Raw genomic sequence first — 17889 nt, 5'->3', positions numbered from 1 at the left:
GGGCCACACCGGGGTGGGGTCAAGCAGATGGCATAGGGAACCTTGGCAGGAGTTCCCGGGTTCTTACCGCAGACAGCATAGGAGGTCTCGGATGTTTTCCCGATTGATGCAGACAGTATCCATCACCGCGCTCATGCTGGGGACGCCCCCGGTGTTTGCCCAGGATGCAGCGGCATGTGCCGAAGGTGAAACGGAAGTGGTGACAGAGGGTGTGGCGTCTTGCGTCGCAGAGACTGAGGTTGAAGCCGAGGTGGAAACCGAAGCTGAGGTTGAAACGGAAGCCGAGGTTGAGCCCGAGGAGGCTCCGGCCGAAGAGGTTGCAGAGACGCCCGCTGAGGAGGCACCAGCGGAGGAGGTCGCAGAGACACCCGTTGAGGAGGCTCCTGCCGAGGACGCAGCCGAGACGGCAGTAGAAGAGGAACAAGCGGAGGACACCGCCGAGACCGCTGCGGAGGACGCGCCCGCCGAAGAGGTGGCTGAGACGCCTGCAGAGGATGCGCAGACCGAAGAGGTGGCTGAAACGCCGGTTGAGGAGGACGCGACCGAAGACGTGGTTGAGACCCCGGCGGAGGACGCGTCAACGGAGGAGGTCTCTGAGACACCGGCCGACGACGGTTCGACCGAGGAGGTTGCTGAAACGGCAGAGGAAGATTCGTCCACAGAGGACGTTGCCGAGAGCCCAGCGGACGACGCGACCGTCGAAGAGGTTGCAGAGAGCCCGACCGACGAGGCGTCCACCGACGAGGTTGCGGACACGACCGTCGAGGACGGTGATGTGACCGACACTGAAACGGCTGACGCTGAGGCCGAGCCGGAAGTTGTGCAGGAAGATACGGTTGAAACCACCGAAGCGGCGAATACGCAAGTTGAGACAGAGGCCGCTGCGGCACCGGTCACGGAAGAAGCCAGTGCCGAGGCTGAAGTGGAAACCGTGACTGAAGATAGTACCCGGTCGTCGAGCGAAGAGTTCTCGCGCGCCGAAGCGGTTACGGATGGCGATGACGGGCTGTCGAAATTCGAGAAATTTGCGCTGGGTGCTTTGGGCGTAGCTGCTGTTGCGACCATTCTGAACCAGGACGATGATGTGGTCGTGGCCGCCGATGACCGGGTGGTTGTGCAGGACGGGCAGGGCAGCTACCGCGTGCTGAAGAACGACGACGAGTTGCTGCGTCGCCCCGGCGTGCGCATGTCGACCGAGGAGTTTGCGGACGGCTCAACCCGTACCATCGTCAACCGTGAGGACGGGTCGCGCGTTGTGACCATTCGTTCGGCTACGGGCCAGACCCTGATGCGCACGCGCATTTTGCCGGACGGGCGCGAGGTCATGCTGTTTGACGACACGCAGCAGGTACAGCCTGTGGATGTGGCAAACCTGGCCGACGTGTCGGTGCGTCCTGCGATCCGCGCGGGTGACGATGACGAGTTACGCGCGGCCCTTGCTGCGCTTGAGAACCCGACAAACCGGGCCTTTTCTTTGCAGCAGATCCGGCAGATCCGGGCGGTGCGGAACCTTGTGCCCGAGATCGACGTGGAAGCCGTGAACTTTACCAGTGGATCGGCTGTGATAGCGCCCGAGGAGGCCCGTGATCTGGCCGAGATCGGCGAATTGATTGCGGATGAGATTGCGGTTGATCCCGGTGCCGTGTTCCTGATCGAGGGGCACACGGATGCTGTTGGTGGGGCTGCGATGAATCTGGCGTTGTCAGACCGGCGGGCGGAATCGACCGCCTTGGCGTTGACCGAGTATTTCGCGATCCCGCCGGAGAATCTGGTGGTTCAGGGATACGGCGAGTCGAACCTGAAGGTACGCACCAATGAAGCCGAGCGCATCAATCGCCGCGTGGCAGTGCGGAAGATTACTCCGCTGTTGCGGGCGCAATAGGTCAGCTTGACGGGCGGGGGGTATCCCCGCCCGTTTTCGTTTAGTTCACCGTTACCCAGCGCAGGATGAAGAAGTTGTCCGGGCGTTGGGTGAGGTCGATATTGGCCTTGGCCCCCCAGACCAATGGCTGGACGTACATGGGCACATACGCCACTTCGTCCTGCAGGATCTTGGTGGTTTCATCCAGCATGGCTTGGCGCTTGGTGTCGTCAATCTCTGACTGGATCATGGGCAGGAGTTCGTCCACCCGGGCATTCGAGAATCCGCCGAAGTTCCACGAGCCCAGCTTTTTCTCCTCATTCGGAGTTGCCGCGAGGAAGCGGATCGGGTGTTCGGCGTCGAATGTGCCCGGCGACCAGCCCAGAAGGTACATGTCGTAATTGTCGGCGCGCAGTTCGGGCCAGTAGTTCTGGACCGGCATCGCGTCGAGCACTGCCGTAATCCCTACTTGCGCCAACATGCCGGTGACCGCCTGGCAGACGGCTTCGTCGTTCAGGTAGCGGTCATTGGGGCATTTGAGGCCGAAGGAGAAGCCGTTTTCATAGCCTGCCTCTGCTAGCAGAGCCTTGGCTTTTTCGGGGTCGTACTCCGGCCGGTCCGCCAGCGACGCGGAGAAGCCGCGCATGGCGGGGCTGACCAACTGGCTGGCCGCCTCTGCGTTGCCACGCATAATCGTTTGCAGGATGGCGGGCACGTTGACGGCGTGCGCCACGGCTTGCCGGACGCGGGCGTCGGCAAAGGGGTTCGTGTCCGTGGTTTCGGCTGAGTATTTCAGCGCATCGGCCTCGTGCGGGAAGCCCAGCATGATCACGCGGGCTTCGATCCCTTGGATGACCTTGACCGTGTCGCTTGCGGCCAGACGTTGGGCGTCCTGAATGGGCACCGGGTTGATCATGTCGACGTCGCCGGAGAGCAGGGCCGCGACTGCCGTCGCCGGGTTCTGGATCGGCGTCAGTTCGGCGCGGGTGATGTTGTGCTCTGCCGTGTCCCACCAGTCGGTGTTCGGCTCCAGCACGGTGCGCAGGCCGGGCTCGCGCGCGGTGACCTTGAACGCACCTGTGCCGTTTGTGTTGAGCGTGGCGTAGTTGCCGCTTTCCTTGTCGGGCAGGGTGGTGTTGTTCGCCTCGGCCCAGCCGCTGTCCATCATCATCCAGTTGGCGATGCTGTCGGGGAAGATCGGGTTGGGGGCGGTGGTCATGATGTCCACGGTGTAGTCGTCGACCTTGATGACTTCGGACACGGGCGCGAACCACGACCGGGTGTCGGAGGCTTCGTCGCTGGCGCGTTGATAGGAGAAGATGACGTCGTCGGCGTTGAAGTCTGCCCCGTCGTGGAAGGTGACACCCTGGCGCAGGGTGAACCGCCAACCCTCACCGTCGCCGATGGGTTCCCATCCGGTGGCGAGTGCGGGTTCGATGCTCATGTCCTTGCCGCGGCGGACAAGCCCCTCGTAGACGTTGTTGAGAAAGCCCAGAACGGCAGCCGAGTTGACGGCATGCGGGTCCATGGTCTGCGGGTCGGTGGTTTCGGCCCAGTTGAATTCTTCGGCAATGGCCGGGGTTGCCAGCAGCGTGCTGGCCAGAAGGAAAGCGCGGATCATGTGTTTGGTCCTTGATGCGGTTTCAGTAAAAGCGTTGAAAAACGGGCAACACCCCGGCGCGCATTCGGGGGCAAAGAAAAAGGGGGCCGCACATGCAGCCCCCGATTGGTCTTAGTTGACGGTGAAATACTTCACTTTCGGCTGATCTTCGGGATCAACTTCGATCCCCATGCCGTCGGCCATGCCCCAGTTCAGCACCTGGTGGTGGATGGGGATATACAGCGCTTCGTCCTGCACCACGCGCCAGATGTCGGCGATGTCGGCGTTGCGTGCTTCCAGATCGGTGTTGGACGCCAGCGACTTGATCTTGGCATCCAGATCGTCGTTGTCGAAGCCGGTGCCGTTCCACGTGCCGATGTCGCTTTCACGCCCGTGGACGAGGAAGTTGAAGATGTATTCCGAGTCGTAGGTCGGAACACCCCAGCCCAGCATGTAGAAGTCTGTCTTGCCGTCGGTGATCAGCGGGAAGTGCTGCGCCTTGGGCTTGGCATCGAGGTTCACGGTGATGCCGATCTGGCCCAACATACCCACGGCGGCCTGACAGATCGCTTCGTCATTGATGTAGCGGTCGTTCGGGCAGTCGAGACGGATAGAGAAGCCGTTGTCATAGCCAGCCTCGGCCAGCAGGGCCTTGGCCCCTTCGATGTCGGTTGTGGATTCGCTGTCCATCTCAGCCGTCCAGCCGTTGACGAAGGGCGGCGCGATCATGCCTGCGGGCTGCGATTGGCCGCGCATCACGATCTGGCGGATCGCATCGCGGTTCATCGCCATCGACATGGCCTTGCGCACACGCACGTCCGCGAGTGGGTTCTTGCCGTCGATATTGTCCGCGTCGATATCGTCCGCGCCCTGGTTCATGCCAAAGAAGATCACGCGGTTCTGTGGGGCCTGCTTGACCACCAGACCGTCGGCGCCGTTCACGCGGTCAAGGTCTTGGACGGGCATGTCCTGCAGGAAGTTAATCTCCCCCGACAGCATGGCAGCCACGCGAGTCGCTGCGTTCTGGATGGGGGTGTAGACGATTTCCGTCACCTCCATCGGGAACTGGTCGATGCCCCAGTAATTGTCGTTCCGGGTCATGACGGTTTTGACGTCAGGCTCGCGGCTTTGCAGCACGTAAGGACCGGTGCCGTTGGCATTGGTGGTGGCGAATGTGATCTCGCCCCCCTCAAAATCCTGCACGTTCACGGTGTTGTTCGCCTCGGTCCAGTCCTTGTCCATGATGAACAGGTTGGTGAGGTTCGAGGGCAGGATGGGGTTCGGGCCATCGGTGACAATCTCGACCGTGAAGTCATCCACGGCGCGCACTTCGGTGATGGAGCCGATCAGCTCTTTCATGTCCGAGTTGGGTTGTTTGGCGCGCTCGTAGCTGAACACCACGTCTTCGGCGGTGAAGTCGGCGCCGTCGTGGAATTTCACGCCTTCGCGCAGCTTGAAGACCCAGACGTTCGGATCGTCCGTCTTGGGGCCCCATTCGGTGGCCAGCGCCGGTTCGAACGCGCCCGTCGTGTCGCGGATGATGAGCGGTTCGTACATCTGGTGCCGCATGGTGTGCGACGGTCCTTCGTTCTGGGAATGCGGATCGAGCGTGAGCGCGTCACCGGCGCGGGCCCATTTCAGTGTCTCGGCGCTGACCAGCGCTGTCGAGGACAGCAGCAGGGCGGCGGACAGGAAGGATGTGAATTTCATTGGAAGTCTCCCCTTTTGTTTTTCTAGCTCCGAGTGTTGGGCACTCGGGCGAGATTGGCAAGCAGGTAGGGGAGGGAACCGGCCCGCAGATGCGGGACGGTCCGGGTTTTTCTGTTTCGCTGCCTATTCCGCAGCCTGACTGAACGGCGGATGCAGGACGAAGGGGGCGTCGGTTGCGTCCTCTTGTGCTGGCATTGCGGGCGCACGGCGCACGCGGTGGATCAGGGCAAAGACGGGTGGCGTGAAGTAGAAGCTGACCACTGTGGAGAGCAGCACGCCTCCCGCCACCGACATGGCGAACGGGGGCCAGAAGCCGCCGCCTGCAAGGATCAGGGGGAGGAAGCCGCCGAAGGTGGTGATCGTCGTTGAGACGATATGGCGGCTGGAGCCCATGACCACATCGACCATCGCGTCCTTGTCACCGCTGGCGGCGGCGTCATCCTCTTGCAGGCCCGTCAGGATAATGATCGCCGCGTTGATCGACACGCCGATGGAGCCGATGACGCCGATGATGGCGTTGATCCCAAACGGGTATTGGAAGATGGCGAGGGCGAGCAGGCTGAGACCGGCGCTGAGGCCTGAGACGACCAGCACCACGGCAGTGAGCCGGAAGCTGTTGAAGGTGAGCGCGATGGCGGCAATGGACAGGGTGACGATCAGGCCGAGCGAGGCCAGAAGGTCGCTGAGCGTGTCGGCGCGGGCGTCGCTGTCGCCGCCAAGCTCGAGGCGCATGGTGTCGGGGACCGCGAAGCCGTTCGCGTCGAGGGCGGCTTGGACGTCTATCAGTGCCTTTTCGGGCAGGACGTCGCGCAGGATGAACGCTTGGACCGTGTTCACCCGTTCGCCGTTGCGGCGGGTGATGTTGCTGGCGGCCGGTTCCAGTTCGATGGTGGAGACCGCCGACAAGGGAAGGGCGGGCCAGCGGCCTTGTGCCGAGAGTTCCGCCGCATCAGGCCGCAGGATCGGTAGATCGCGGATGGCCTGGAGGGAGCCGCGCGTGGCGTCGCCCAGACGGACGCGAATGGGCAGTTCCTCGTCCCCTTCGACCATAGAACCGCCGGTGACGCCCTCAAGTCCCGCCTGCATCTGACCCGCGATCTGGCGCAGGTCGAGGCCGAGGAGTTGCGCTTGCGCCTCATTCACCGTGACGACGGCCTTGGGCGCGCCGCCGCCGATGGTGCCGCGGGTCACGAGCACGCTGTCCACGCCGGACATGATGCGCCGCACTTCGTCGCCTGTCTCGCGCAGGTCTTCGAGGTCGGTGCCGACGAGGCGGATTTCGACGGGGGCGTTGACGGGCGGGCCTTGGACCAGACCGCGGACAAGGATCGTGGCGTCGGGGGCGGTCAGGGACAGGTCGCCTTGTAGATCGCGCAGGACCGCTTCGGTCGCCTCTGCCGATTGCGTGGTCAGGAGCGCATGAGCGTGACCCGGTGCGTTTTCGCGCGCGCCGACGATGTTGTAGTAGAACGGCGGGGCGGAGCGGCCCACCACCCACATGACCTGTTCGATCCGGTCGTCTGCCGTCAGGCGGGCGTCGAGCCGGGCAACGACGTCCTGCGTGTCCGCAATGCCTGCACCGGGGGCCAGATCAACTTCGATATAGAACTGGTCGCGGTCCACGCCGGGGAAGAATTGTGCCGTGAGTGTTGGCATGGACAGGAAACCCGTGACGGGCAGGACCAGCGCAAGCGCGATGGAGCGGACGGGGTTGTTCACCGACCAGCTGAGCGAGGCGGCAAATGCGCGACCCAAAGCGCCGCCCTTGATCCCGCCGCGTGTGCCGTTGGCGGGCAGCAAGTGGCCCGCGATGGCGGGGGTGAGGGTGATGGCGACGACGAAGGACCAGCCCAGCATGATCACCACGGCGATGGCGATGGAGCCGACGAAGTCGCCGGCCGGGCCGGGCAACAGGATCAGCGGGGTGAAGGAGAGGGCCGTGGTGACGGTGGAGGCGAGGAGCGGAGCAAAGAGGCGTTTGACCGACTGGCCTGCGGCCTTCACACGGCTCATACCCTTCTCAAGCCGCTGGCCCACTTCATCGGTCATCACGATACCCGCATCGACCAGCAGGCCGAGGGCCACGATCAGGCCCGTCACGCTCATCTGGTGGATGGCGAGGCCGATGAAATTCATGGTGAAGAGGGTGGCAAGCGTGACGACGGGCAGGATCAGCGCGACGATCATGGCAGAGCGCAGGCCGAGGGTGAGGAGCAGGACGCCAACGACGAGGCTGACGCCGATGGCCATATTCAGACCAACCTCTTTCAAGCGATCTGCGGTGTAGCCAGACTGATCAAAGCTCAGCTCCAGCGCCACGCCAACGGGCAGGGTGGACTGATACGCGTCGATCTCTGCCCGGACAAAGGCAGCCCATTTGTCCACCTGCAAGCCGCTTTCCAGCTTGGCCCCCACAAGGATCGCAGGCTTGCCGTTGTAGATCGCCAATTCAGCTTCGGGTGTGCGTGGCCCACGCGTGATCTCGGCCACCTGAGACAGATAGGTGACGGCCCCACTGTCCGAGCGGCGCACGACAATTTCGCCCAGACGGTCGAGCGCCTCGACCTCTCCGGCCACGGAAATCAACAGGTCGGACCCCGCCGGGCGCACGCGTCCGGCAGGGCCTTTGGCATCGGCCTGGGCAATCGCGCGGGAGATGTCGCTTGCCGTCAAGCCGAGGGCGGCGGTGGCCACAGGGTCGAGCGTGACCAACACCTCATCCTCGGGTGCGCCGAACAACTCGACAAGTTCGGTGCCGGGGATGTTGCGCAGATCCTGGGCCAGGTCGCGGGCGTAGCGGCCCAGGATCGTTGTGGGAATGCCGGGCTCTGCCGACAGGGCCGCGATCGCCGCGTAGGCGCTGCTGCGGTCGGTGTCGAATTCAGGCTCGAACGCGTCGGCGGGCAGGGTGGGGGAGAGTTCCGCCAGATCATCGCGGATCTCGGCCCAGACGGTTTCGATCCGATCATTCGGGACGGTTACACCCAGTTCGACCGTGACGATGGAGATGCCGGTGGAGGAGGTGCTTTCGATCACATCGACTTCGGAGACTTCGCGCAGAATGTCTTCGATCGGTTGGGTCACCAATGCTTCAACGCGGGCGGGGTCGGCACCCGGCACGACGGTGGTGACGGTGCCGAAGAGGTTGGTGATGGTTGGGTCTTCCTGCCGCCCGATGGCCAGCAAAGACGACAGGCCCGCCGCTATGATCACCAGCAGGGCAAGGGCGACAAGGCGGGGTTGGCGGAAGGTGAGGGTTTCCATCAGTTCGCCTCTTGGATGCGGACCTGATCGCCGGGCACCAGGCGGTGCGTGCCATCCGGTACGATCATCGCATCGCCCTGCAAGGTGCCGCGGACGAAGGCGGTGTCGCCCTCGATCTGCAACACTTCGACGGCGGCAGAGGCGGCGGTGTAAAGCTCATCCTCGCCGGGCGTCAGCACCATCACGGTCCACAGCCCGCGCACCCCGTCGCGCAAAGCGCGCAGGGGCACAGCGTAGCCCCGTTGGTCCAATTTGCTCTCCAACGTCAGCGTGCCGGAGGCGAGGTAGACGGGATCATTCGTTTCAATTTCAAAGAGGGCGGTGCGCGTCCGGGTCTGCGCATCCAGATCGGGGCGGAAGCCCACGAAGCGTGCGTCATAGGCGACGCCGTCCAACGAAACCTTCGCCCCTGTCTGCTGGACAGTGCCCGCCAACTTCGGATCAATGCCCACACGGAAGATCGGGGCGCTGTCCTCGCGGATGTCCAGAACGGGCGTGCCAACGGCCATGATAGCCCCAAGGTCCACGTGCCGGGCACCGACGATGCCATCAAACGGGGCCAGCAATTCCGTCTGGCTCAGCCGCACATCGACCTGCATGATCGCAGCATCCACTTCGGCAATCTGCGCCTGCAACGCGGCAAGGTTCAGCGCCGTGTTGTCCACCGCCTGATCCGATGCGAAGCCGCGATTGCGCAGCTCTTTTTGCCGGTCCGTGGTTCGACGCGACAGTTCCGCCTGCGCCTCCAACGCAGTGCGGGACGCGACCAAGCGGCTGCGTTCGGCCATCAGGATACGCGTGTCCAGCTTAGCGAGAACCTGCCCGGCCTCGACGCGGTCACCTTCGTCCACGTTCAGGACGTTCAGGCGACCGCCCTGCTCGAAACTCATATTCACGGTTTGGGCCGCTTCGACCTGACCGTGGAAGCTGCGGGTGACGTTCATCGTGTCCGCCGGGGCGACACGCATGGCAGCCACGGTGCTGATGGGCGCAGGCGGTGGCGCATCCACGGCGGCAGCACGAGTGGCCAGCGTGGCGCTGCCCAACCACACGGCACCGGCGGCAATTGCAATGACGGATGCGGTGCCTGTCAGCGTAACACCCCTGCGCAGCGTGCGCTTCCAAAGGGGCAGTTTCGGTGTATCCTTGGCGGTACTGTTCGTCATGGTGCCACTCCTTGACAGGAAGTAAGAGGTGCTTACTTGTATGGACAGACATATGTAATAGCCACTTACTTTGGCAAGAGAACGAGGCAAAAAAAGTTGGAGAAGGTGTCCGATAAACCCCTTAGGGCGCAGTACCACCATGGTGACCTGCGTGCGCATCTTATTGAAACTGTGCGCATTTTGGTCGAAGAAAAGGGCGCTGACGGGTTTTCCATCTCTGAAGCGGCGCGGCGTGCGGGTGTCAGTTCAGCCGCACCCTACAAGCACTTCAACGACCGGGCAGAGATCGTGCGCGAGGTCGCTCTGGCGGGAATCGACCGGATGCGTGACCAGATGGATGACGCCGCGACCGGAGCCTCGGGCAATGATCTGGCACCGATCACCGCGCTCGGTGTCTGTTACGCCAATTTCGCGCGCACCGAACCGGGTGTCTTTCGTCTGATGTTCGGCCTGACGAAGGGCCACGACGACGACCCCGAATTGCAGGAACACGGCGAGGCGTGCTTTGACGTGGTCAAGCGCGAGGTGCGGCAGGTGATGCCCGAAGGCACGCCTGATGCCGAGATAGAGCGCCGTGGCTTCATGCTGCACATGTTCGTGCACGGCCACGCCTTTCTGGAAATCGACGGCAAGCACGAATTGGAGCTGAGCGCGGAACAGGAAACTGCCCTGATGGCCGACATCGCGCAGCGGATCATGCGCGACTAGAGCGAAATCGCATTCACCTGCAACAAGCCTGATCATCTAACGCGTTGAAATCTTTGATTTCAGGCAGCGTTAGGTGATTCAGATTTTCCGATTTCTGCTCTAGCGGAACATGCGTGCAAAAAGCGGCGCGCCCAGGATCACGACAAAGATGCGCAAGACGTGGTGCGCGATGACAAACGCCACGTCTGCGCCCACGATCAGGGCCAGAACCGTCAATTCGGCTTGCCCACCGGGGGCAAAGGCCAACAGCGCCTCCATCCCGGGCGCAAGCCCGGCGCCATAAACCCCTTCGACAAAGACCACCGTCAGCACGATCAGGATACCGCAGAACCCGAGGCTCGCCGCCAGATCACGGCGGATCTCCCCCATGGTGATGCCGGTGTATTTGACACCCACACCCATCCCGATAAAGAACTGCGCGGCCCAGATCGCCTCCACCGGTGGACGGTGCTGCAACAGGCCCGAGAGCGCCAAAGCCGCGGCCACAATAAGCGGCCCAAGGATCGACGCACCGAACATGCCAATAGCCTTGGCCCCGCGCCAGCCGACCAGTGCGGCGACCACCATCAACCCCAGCTGATCCAGCCCCAATGTTACCGCAGGCGCACCCGGTGGATTACTCAAATCCGCGTCCCACACGCCTTGCAGGATGAAGGGCAGCGCCACCACAATCACCATCACCCGCGTGGCGTGGATCAGCGACAGGCTGCGCGGATTGCCCCCCGCCTCCTCTCCGAACACCAGCATGTCCTGCAAACCGCCGGGCATGGCGCAATAGTAGCTGGTGGCGAAATCAAAGCCCCAGAGCCTGCGGAAATAGGGCACTCCGATCAGGCCAATGACGATCGTCATCACCGGGATCAATAGCAGGGTGGGCCACATGCCCAACATCGACGCCAGCACCATAGGGGTAAAGGTCGCGCCCACAGCCACGCCCAAGACGGTGCGCATCGCTTCGTTGACCAAAGGCAGGCCCCCCATGCGCACACCAAGCAACGCACTGATCAAACAAGCAAAGATCGGCCCCAAGAGCCACGGCAGTGGCAAATCAAGCCTGTGAAACACGGCCACGCCGACGCTGGCGATGACAAAGGTCAGAGCCACCCGGATCAAAAGGCGACAACCTTCAAACGATAGCGCAGCGAGGTCTGCAAATGCGCCTCTGCCGCATCTCCTGCAGCCGCAACATCGCCAGCGGCAATGGCGGTCAGAATGTCGTTGTGCTGCGCGGTGACAACCTCGATCCGCGCCTTGTCCGCAAGGGTCGTCGGCCCCATCAGCATCAGCGCATTATTCAATGACCGCGCCGCGTCCAGCAGGAATCGGTTGCGTGTAGCCAGATAGATGCCCCGGTGAAAGTCTTGGTTCAGCGCCGCCGCTTCTGCCGGACAACTGTGCGCAATGGTGTTGTTCAAATCGCGCAGTGCATCGACTTCCGCCGCTCCGGCATGCTTGGCCGCCATTTCTGCCGCCGTGCGTTCCAACACGATCCGCATCTCGTAAAGCTCGACCAGTTCGGCATGGCTCAATTGCCGGATAACCGCGCCCAAGCGGGGGCGGTGTTCGACAATTCCGTCTGCCTCCAGGCGCCGCAATGCTTCTCGCACGGGCGTGCGGGACAGGTTCAGTCGGTCCGCCACATCCGTTTCACGCAACCGGTCACCGGGCGCAAAATCCCCCTTGCGAATGGCTGTAAGCAACCGGGCATAGGCGGCTTCGCCCTGCGACATGTCTCGGTCCATCATTGGCACCTCGCATTGTATCCACGTGGATACAGTATCGGTTGCCGCTTGAATAGCCCGTGACCTAGTAGTCCTTTTCGATGAAAATCCCGACACCTGTATTGGCATCCGCGCCAACCGTCCCGCGCGCGGTGATGTTCGGCGTCAGGTCGATGTTCAGGGACACTTCGGGGCCGTCTTTCCCACCCACCGTCACGTCCGTGTAGACATTTTCGGACAGATACCGGCCTGCACGCACAGCAGTGTTGCCGTCTTCGTCCGATGATACGTCGAGGTCATCAAGGCCAAAGGACCCGCGCAACTGCGATACGATCCCTTCACCACCCGCCCCGGCAAGGCTTGCCACGGCACTGGCAAGTTGCAAGGCCTGAAATGCGGACAACTGGCTGATATCGCGCCCGAAGATGATCTGGGCGAGGACCTGATCCTCTGGCCCGTCGGGCGTGGATTCAAAGCTGACCTCGGGATCGTCCGCTGGACCTTCGACAATGATGCGGGCCGTGCCTGCAGGAATGTCTGTCTCGACGACGAACAGCAGGATCGGCTCGAACCGGCCTTGTAAGGTCACGCGCCCTTCGTCCAACACGAAGCGTTGGGCCAGGATATTGAGGCGGCCGCGGATCAGGTCGAATTGCCCGGTCGAGATAATGTCGGCGGTCGTGCCTGACAGGCGCAGCTGACCACCCAGTTCAGCATCCAGTCCGCGGCCTCGAATGAAGATGCGGTTGGGCGCATTGATCGTCAGATCCAGGGGAAAAGCGGCGCCAGAGTCTGTATCACCCTCTGTTTCGCTCAGACCCGCCCGGTCGCGCGTGCGCATGACGGGGCGGGTGGCCCCGATATGCGTGATGTCGGGGACCGAGCCAAAGGTCGAGATGCCGGTCGACGGCACCTGCACATTCGTCTCACCCAGATTGATCTGGCCCGATATCGCGGCACCGCCTGTCAGTGGCCCCTGTAGATTGACCTGACCTTCCAGCGTCGTTGAATACAGGCTGGGATCACGGAGCACGACGCTGTTCAGGGCGACGGCCAGTTGCGCCGGATAGCCGCCGTTCAACGTGATGGGGCCAGAGATGCCGATATTGCCGCCGTCAGAGCTTTGGGCTGTAAAGTTCAGTGCCGCTTGGCCGCCCGACAGGCGCACGTCGCCGGTCAAGTTCGAGATCGACAGGGGCAGGTTTGGTGTCGCCACCCGCGCCCCTTGCGTCGTGATCTGGCCCGAGACGGAGGACAGGGCAGGCCGACCGTTTATGGCCAAATCAAAGGCCGCCGTGCCGATAATGGTGCGCGGCGCGATGAAGGGATTGGCCAGGCCCAGTTGAAGCTGCCCTTGTGACGTGATGTTGAGCGTACCGTCGGGCTGAATCCGACCGGCGGCTGTGGCCGTGGTACCGGACGGGCCTGCGATCTGCGCATCAATGTCATAGGCCGATCCGACCTGTTGCAAGGTGCCATCGACCGACGCCCCGCCGCTTAGGCCCGGAACCAAAGGTGCGACGTTCGGCAGGCGCAATGCATAACGCGCTGCCGCCACGCCGTTGTCCAATGTGGCGCTGACCTCGCCTGTGCTGCTGTAGGGGCCAGCCACATCCGCGATCACCTCCCATCCGGAGGAGGTCTGTGTCAACGTCCCGTCCAATGCCAGCGGCCCGGTGATGCCCGGAGCAATCGCGCCCACATTGGGAAGCCCGATATCGAAATTGGCGGCGAGGCGCGCCTCTTCGTAACGACCCGATACCGTGCCTTCGCTGGCATATGGTCCGCTGATCTGCGTGTCGAAGGCCCACCCATCGTCTGTCTGGCGCACATCGCCATTCAGCGCAGCACCGCCCGGTACACCGGGCGCAAAGGCTGCCAGTTCGGGTGCTTCGATGTCGTATCGCGCGGTCAGGCGGGTGCCGTCATAAAGCCCGCTGATTGCGGCCTGCGCGCCTGCGGGTCCGTCCACATCTGTTTCAAATTCCCACACACCGTCCGCTTGCTCGGCTTCGGCGGTCAATTGGATGCCGCCTGCGATCTGGGGCACAAGTGCTGCGATGTCGTCCGCCGAGGCGTCAAGCGTGATGCGTGTTCGGTCCGGGTCCACACGCGCCGTTCCGGTTGCCGTGCTCTGCAGGGGGCCGCTCAGACCTGCGCTGATATCCCAGACCTCGTCCGTTTGTGTCGCCGTGCCGTCCAGGGTCAATGGCCCGTCCACAGCGTCAGTGATCTGGCCCACATCCGCAAGCGACGCGTTGAAACGCGCCTCGGACGCGCCTGTGCGCAAATCGGCCGAGGCAGTCAGGTCAAGCGCCGCATTCTCAAGCGTCAAGCGATCCACGAAGGTGCCTGTGGTGTCGCGACGCGCGGCCAACAGCAGGTCCGTCTCTCCGGCCAGCAACGTGTCGGCCTGCGGTATCCCTACGGCGAGGTCGCGTGTCTGTCCTTGCACTTCGATGTCAAAGAAACCGCCCAAGGCCGCAGAGCCGGACACAGACAGATCGCCAGCACCATCCAAGGCCAACCCGGCAAGATCAGCAAAGGCGGACAGGTCGCCTGCGACCAACCCGGTGTCAAAACGCGTCTCGAACCCATCGGCGAACCCGTCGATGATGGCTTGCCCGCTCAACGTCCAGTCGCCGCCTGCAATCGACATCTGCGACAACTCCAGCGGTGCCTCGTCCGCATACGCGATATCTAGGCCGCCGGTCACCGCCGAACCCACGGCACGGGCCACAGCCGGATCCGCCAATTCAAGCCCCGACGCCGTCACATCCAACCGACCCGAAAATGCGCCGATGGCCCCAACCGCTCCGCTCAGGCTGCCGTCAAACGTCAGTGCCACTTCGTCCACTGACGTGCCAGCTTGCTCAAGGTCGGTTGCGGTGATCCGCGCCGACAGCGCGTCGCTTTGGTCCGCATCAAACTCGATATCAAGCAGCGCCCGCGCGAGAGTTGTTTCTGCCGCACCAGGCAGGCGAACAGGCGCGCCACCGGGGTCAACCAACTCACCTTCGATATCGAGCAAGGTGGGCCACGCGTCGCTGTTCAGGTTGGCCTGACCCGCCAGCCGCAGCGCCCGTGTCTCAAGTGCAAACTGGTCGAGTGACAACGCGCCGTCTGCGTCGCTACGACCTTGGGCGGTTAACCCTACCTGCCGGCCAAAGAAGTCGCGATATTCCGGTAGGAACAACGCGGACACATCACCATCCATCGCGACATCAAAGGCCATTGGCCCATCGACCTCACTTTGCAAGGCCAGCGTTCCTGCAAGCCGTGGCGTATCATCAGTGCGCAAATCCAGCGTCGCATTGAAATCATCCAGCGCGCCATCGCCCAGCACCGTCAGGTCCACACTGGGGCGGTCGGGAATGTTCAAAAGGCCCGAAATCAACCCGGCCTCCCCCTCGGTCAGGCCCAGATCAAGGGTCAGGGCGCGGCTGTCGTTGGCATAGGCGGCGGTCACATCAAACACGCCGCGTACGCCGTCGGTGCGGGTGGCGTTGATACGTGCGTTCCCGGCACCTCCGGCCAGTTCAGCAGATCCCGAAACCGTGAAATTGGCGGCCTCTCCCAGCACCGTCTCACCCAACAGCACCTCATCCAGCTCAAGCTGTCCGATGCTGATGGACGCTGGCAACTCCGGCAGGGAGAAGGGGGCGGCCTCGGGGGCAGGCATTTCGTTGGGGGCAGCCACGGGCAGCCGGGACAGATCAATGCGGGCAGCCCGCAGTTCCTCGATATCGATCGCGGCACGGAACAGCGCACTGCGGTTCCACTGCATCGCCACTTCGTCGAGGGTCAGCCATACGCCCTCACTGTCGGCGATGGTGATGCGGTCAATGGTGGCGCGGCTGCTCAGCGCACCCGCAAACCCGTCGATACGAACGGTGCGGCCTTCACCGCCCAGACTGCTTTCCAGCAGACCCACAAGAAAGCCGCGGTCTTCGTCGTCATCCTGCGCGACGGCCACGAATGGCCATATCAGGATCAGAGCGCATGCCAGAAAAAACCGCATCAAAACGCCTGTCCAATCCCGATATAGACCTCAAGCCCCGTGCTGTCGTCCGGTCCCGACCCCGGCAACCCGACATCAAAGCGAATAGGGCCGATGCCGGTGCTGTAGCGGATACCCGCACCATAACCAGTGTGCCATTCCCCGGAATCGCTGAAAAAGCTGTCCGCCGCGACATATCCCGCGTCATAAAACCCGACGACAGAAAGGCGTTCACCAGTCTTGACCCGCATCTCGCCCGACAGGCCCAGAAAGGACCGACCGCCGATGGTCACGCCGGGGCTCAGCTCAACGCCGAGGGACTGGAAATCCTGCCCGCGCACCGTCCCGCTGCCGCCTGAAAAGAACAGGAAGTCGGCGGGCGCTTCTTCAATCGAAGGACCCGCGACCGAGCCCAGCAAGCCGCGCGCCGCAAATACAACGCGATTACCCAGTTTGCGATAAGTGCGCAGATCCAACTCGGTCACGATGCCCTCGCTGGTCCCTTGGATATTCAGGAAAGGGCGCAGGGACGCTTCGGCGTAATAGCCGCTCGTGGCGTCGAGCTTGTCATCGCGGCGGTCGAACTTGGCGGTAAAGGGAAACGTCAGAATGGTGTAGTCCCGCTCGCCCAAGTCATCCCGCGTCTTGGCGCGCTGCAGCCCGACACCATAGCTGTATTCACGGTCTTCGCTGGCGAAATAGACGGTGTTGAATTCCAGCCGCGCGGTGCGTGCAAACAGGTTTGGATCGTCCCGTTGCTCGATTTCGGCCAACAGGCTGGCCTCCAGGTCGGTGCGCCATGTGGCCGGGCGGGACAATTGTGCACCCAGTCTAAAATCCACACCGCCGCCATCGCTCCCGACGCCCTTGATCTCGCCTTCAAGCTGCAACCGCTCGGCGCCGCCGAAGATATTGCGGTGCAGCCAAAGTGCGCTGACGCTGAACCCATCTGTCGTGCCATATTCTGCGCCAAAGCTGTAGCGGCGGGGCAGTTGGTCGGTGACCAAAGCCGTCACATCCAGCGTATCATCCGGGTTTGCCACCTCGGCTTCCGTCAGTGTCGCGGTGGCAAATGTGCCTGTGCGGCGCAGCCGGGTCTCGACCTTGTCCAGCGTGTCGGGATCGAACACTTCGCCGCTGGGCCAGCCCGCAATCTCTCGGATGCGCTTTTCGCGCACGGCGCTTTCGCCCTCAAGGTCCAGACGACCCAGGCGCAGGCGCGGCCCGGGATCGATCTGAACGTCAGCGTTCAGTTGTGCCTGAGGGTGATTGGCGGTGATTTGCTGATTGGATACGGCTGCCTTGGCGTGGCCCTGCTTGCGCCACCCTTCAATGCCGGCCGCGGTTGCAGTGCGCAGGGCGGACACGCTGGCGGTTTGGCCCGGCTGCGCCTCGGCCGTCGGCTCAGTGCCCTTGGCCGTCGGGCGCACAGCAACCGTTCCGAAAGTAAACACCTTGCCGGGGTCGACGTTCAGAACAACTGTGCCAATCGCTTGCGGGGCCGCCACGGGCGACAGGCTCGCCGCCTCCCGGCCATCGACGGTGATTGAAATGACCGGACCGAAATATCCCTTGTCGTAGAGGAGTGCGATCAGACGGGCATAATCGGCCTGGGCGGCGCTGATAATATCGATGGGCCGAACCGCTTCTTCGTCGTCCACCAATCCGGCGGTCAAGGACGCGTTGCGCACCTCTTCGGTCAGATCCTCTGGGGCCTGCACAACGACATCAAGGGCCCACAAGGAACCCGATGCGCCAAGTGTGGCTCCGCACACTGCCAACACCTGGCAGACTTTCCGAAACATCGCAGCACTCCAACGCGCGCAATGCGCGGTCTTACCTAAGGTGAATGCCAAATC

10 protein-coding genes are annotated in these 17889 nt (G+C 63.0%); 2 read left to right on the top strand and 8 right to left on the bottom strand.

Annotated features, from left to right (window positions below):
• Positions 1 to 91 precede the first annotated feature (91 nt).
• Positions 92 to 1882, top strand: a complete 1791-nt coding sequence (locus Q1A32_RS16340) for an OmpA family protein (protein ID WP_299655390.1) — start codon at positions 92 to 94, stop codon at positions 1880 to 1882.
• A 40-nt stretch (positions 1883 to 1922) separates the two neighbouring features.
• Here the strand turns inward: Q1A32_RS16340 and Q1A32_RS16335 are convergent, their stop codons facing one another.
• The 4 genes from Q1A32_RS16335 to Q1A32_RS16320 all read right to left on the bottom strand — a co-directional run bounded on the left by Q1A32_RS16335 (position 1923) and on the right by Q1A32_RS16320 (position 9601).
• A complete protein-coding gene (locus tag Q1A32_RS16335; protein WP_299655387.1) occupies positions 1923 to 3482 on the bottom strand; it encodes an ABC transporter substrate-binding protein in 1560 nt (519 codons plus the stop codon).
• A gap of 111 nt (positions 3483 to 3593) precedes the next feature.
• Positions 3594 to 5171 (bottom strand): ABC transporter substrate-binding protein, encoded by a 1578-nt coding sequence (locus Q1A32_RS16330; RefSeq protein WP_299655384.1) that lies wholly within the window; start codon positions 5169 to 5171, stop codon positions 3594 to 3596.
• A gap of 123 nt (positions 5172 to 5294) precedes the next feature.
• A complete protein-coding gene (locus Q1A32_RS16325) occupies positions 5295 to 8435 on the bottom strand; it encodes an efflux RND transporter permease subunit (RefSeq protein WP_299655381.1) in 3141 nt (1046 codons plus the stop codon).
• Positions 8435 to 9601, bottom strand: coding sequence for an efflux RND transporter periplasmic adaptor subunit (locus Q1A32_RS16320; protein WP_299655378.1), 1167 nt, complete (start codon positions 9599 to 9601; stop codon positions 8435 to 8437). Before Q1A32_RS16320 ends, Q1A32_RS16325 begins: the two co-directional genes overlap by 1 nt.
• Before the next feature lie 105 nt (positions 9602 to 9706).
• Between Q1A32_RS16320 and Q1A32_RS16315 the strand changes: the two genes are divergently transcribed.
• Complete coding sequence (locus Q1A32_RS16315; protein ID WP_299655375.1) at positions 9707 to 10309, top strand: TetR/AcrR family transcriptional regulator; 603 nt, start codon at positions 9707 to 9709, stop codon at positions 10307 to 10309.
• A gap of 99 nt (positions 10310 to 10408) precedes the next feature.
• On the opposite strand, the gene Q1A32_RS16310 is transcribed toward Q1A32_RS16315, so the two are convergent.
• The 4 genes from Q1A32_RS16310 to Q1A32_RS16295 all read right to left on the bottom strand — a co-directional run bounded on the left by Q1A32_RS16310 (position 10409) and on the right by Q1A32_RS16295 (position 17835).
• Positions 10409 to 11422, bottom strand: coding sequence for an AbrB family transcriptional regulator (locus tag Q1A32_RS16310; RefSeq protein WP_299655372.1), 1014 nt, complete (start codon positions 11420 to 11422; stop codon positions 10409 to 10411).
• On the bottom strand, positions 11419 to 12051 hold the full coding sequence (locus tag Q1A32_RS16305; protein WP_366141237.1) for a GntR family transcriptional regulator: 633 nt from the start codon (positions 12049 to 12051) through the stop codon (positions 11419 to 11421). Before Q1A32_RS16305 ends, Q1A32_RS16310 begins: the two co-directional genes overlap by 4 nt.
• A 64-nt stretch (positions 12052 to 12115) precedes the next feature.
• Entirely contained in the window at positions 12116 to 16051 is a 3936-nt protein-coding gene (locus tag Q1A32_RS16300) for a translocation/assembly module TamB domain-containing protein (protein ID WP_299655366.1), read from the bottom strand.
• Positions 16051 to 17835 (bottom strand): autotransporter assembly complex family protein, encoded by a 1785-nt coding sequence (locus Q1A32_RS16295; RefSeq protein WP_299655363.1) that lies wholly within the window; start codon positions 17833 to 17835, stop codon positions 16051 to 16053. The genes Q1A32_RS16300 and Q1A32_RS16295 overlap by 1 nt, the downstream gene beginning before the upstream one ends.
• Between the last annotated feature and the right edge of the window lie 54 nt (positions 17836 to 17889).

The sequence above is a fragment of the uncultured Tateyamaria sp. genome (assembly GCF_947503415.1).
GTDB lineage: Bacteria > Pseudomonadota > Alphaproteobacteria > Rhodobacterales > Rhodobacteraceae > Tateyamaria.
Note: the sequence above shows the minus strand (reverse complement) of the source record. Positions and strands in the feature narration are given on the sequence as shown.

Coding starts and splice junctions, on each gene's coding strand:
- Q1A32_RS16340 (WP_299655390.1), top strand. CDS start 92: ATGTTTTCCCGATTGATGCAGACAGTATCCATCACCGCGCTCATGCTG.
- Q1A32_RS16335 (WP_299655387.1), bottom strand. CDS start 3,482: ATGATCCGCGCTTTCCTTCTGGCCAGCACGCTGCTGGCAACCCCGGCC.
- Q1A32_RS16330 (WP_299655384.1), bottom strand. CDS start 5,171: ATGAAATTCACATCCTTCCTGTCCGCCGCCCTGCTGCTGTCCTCGACA.
- Q1A32_RS16325 (WP_299655381.1), bottom strand. CDS start 8,435: ATGGAAACCCTCACCTTCCGCCAACCCCGCCTTGTCGCCCTTGCCCTG.
- Q1A32_RS16320 (WP_299655378.1), bottom strand. CDS start 9,601: ATGACGAACAGTACCGCCAAGGATACACCGAAACTGCCCCTTTGGAAG.
- Q1A32_RS16305 (WP_366141237.1), bottom strand. CDS start 12,051: ATGGACCGAGACATGTCGCAGGGCGAAGCCGCCTATGCCCGGTTGCTT.
- Q1A32_RS16300 (WP_299655366.1), bottom strand. CDS start 16,051: ATGCGGTTTTTTCTGGCATGCGCTCTGATCCTGATATGGCCATTCGTG.
- Q1A32_RS16295 (WP_299655363.1), bottom strand. CDS start 17,835: ATGTTTCGGAAAGTCTGCCAGGTGTTGGCAGTGTGCGGAGCCACACTT.